Source organism: Actinoalloteichus spitiensis RMV-1378 (genome assembly GCF_000239155.1).
Classification (GTDB): domain Bacteria; phylum Actinomycetota; class Actinomycetes; order Mycobacteriales; family Pseudonocardiaceae; genus Actinoalloteichus_B; species Actinoalloteichus_B spitiensis.
The window spans coordinates 1-1,227 of sequence record NZ_AGVX02000840.1; the positions used below are offsets into that span (position 1 = coordinate 1).

Below are 1,227 nucleotides of genomic sequence, written 5' to 3' on the forward strand. Positions count from 1 at the left end.
CGCCCCGGCCGGGCCCCGCTCGTCGGCAGGGCCGGTCGCCGCGTCCCGGCGGGGTCGCCGCCCGGAGCCGACCCCCTCCGTTTTTCCTGTTGCCCTCCACGACCGCCTCCCCCAGGGTGGAGATCAACTCGGATCCCCGGGGGCGTGTGCCCACCGGGTCCGGGCGACCACCCCCAGACGACGGACGTGAGCAGTGAGAGGGGCTGCGGCATGGAGTACCGGCAACTTGGGCGGTCCGGCCTTCGGGTGTCGACGCTGACGATGGGCACCATGACCTTCGGCGGACGCGGCGGGTTCAGCGCGCTCGGCGACACCGACGTGGCGGGGGCCCGCCGGCAGGTCGACCTCTGCCTCGACGCCGGCGTCAACCTCTTCGACACCGCCGACATCTACTCCGACGGGTTGTCCGAGGAAATCGTCGGCGAGGTGGTGGAGGGCCGCCGGGACCGGCTGCTGCTGTCCACCAAGGTCCGCCTGGTCACCGGCGACGGACCCAACGACGGTGGCCTGTCCCGCTACCACATCCTGCGGCAGGTCGAGGCCAGCCTGCGGCGGCTGCGCACCGACCACATCGACATCTACCACGTGCACGAGTGGGACGGGGAGACCCCGCTGGAGGAGACGCTGGAGGCCCTCGACACCCTCGTCCGGTCCGGGAAGGTCCGCTACCTGGCGGCCTCCAACTACTCGGGCTGGCAGTTGATGAAGGCGTTGGCCACCGCCGACCAGCACGGCTACCAGCGGTTCGTGGCGCAGCAGATCTACTACTCGCTGGAGTCCCGCGACGCCGAGTACGAGCTGGTGCCGCTGTCCTTGGACCAGGGCCTGGGCATCCTGGTGTGGAGCCCCCTCGCCGGGGGCCTGCTCTCCGGCAAGTACCGGCGGAACCAGTCGGCCCCCGAGGGCTCCCGCCACCTCACCGAGTGGAGCGAACCGCCGGTACGGGACGTCGACAAGCTCTACGACACGGTCGAGACCCTGGTGGGGATCGCCGACGGGCACGGCGTGTCCGCCGCCCAGGTCGCACTGGCCTGGCTGCTGGGCCGGCCCGGGGTCACCTCGGTGGTCATCGGTGCCCGCCGCGACGAGCAGCTGGTCGACAACCTCGCGGCCGCGGAGCTCACCATCACCGCCGAGGAACGGGCGGCGTTGGACCAGGTCAGCGCTCCCTGGCTGATCTACCCGCACTGGCACCAGGGCCAGTCCGCCTCCGACCGGCTCGGGCCC

1 protein-coding gene is annotated in these 1,227 nt (G+C 72.0%); it reads left to right on the forward strand.

Going from position 1 to position 1,227, the window contains the following annotated elements; genetic code table 11:
- Nucleotides 1-186 precede the first annotated feature (186 nt).
- Nucleotides 187-1,227 (forward strand): aldo/keto reductase (locus tag ACTIDRAF_RS0225910; RefSeq protein WP_245533649.1); only part of this gene is annotated, 1,041 nt, incomplete at its 3' end.